General features: G+C 43.2%; 1 protein-coding gene. It reads right to left on the bottom strand.

All coding sequences use genetic code 11. The features are described from left to right. The coding region (locus ACYQ78_RS40160) for a pectin acetylesterase-family hydrolase (protein ID WP_459806245.1) at positions 1–218 on the bottom strand (218 nt) is incomplete at its 3' end. Positions 219–234 lie beyond the last annotated feature (16 nt).

Below are 234 nucleotides of genomic sequence, written 5' to 3'. Positions count from 1 at the left end.
CACGAGCTGATGCACATCCCTCTTGAAGGAGAGTTTCCGAATCCTGTCAGTGCCTTCAAGAACTCTTGTCGGTACCCTTGAAGGATATTTAGTAGAGCAGCTGAACATTTGGTTATATCAAGTTTGCATTCTTTCCATGTGCCCTTCTTATCAGAAACTCCGGGAGCCAATATATTCTTTCCCTGCCACGAATCATAGGCAGCATTAATCAAGAAAATTGGTGTCTTGATGAAC

The sequence above is a fragment of the Herbidospora sp. RD11066 genome, from assembly GCF_054661255.1.
Note: the sequence above shows the minus strand (reverse complement) of the source record. Positions and strands in the feature narration are given on the sequence as shown.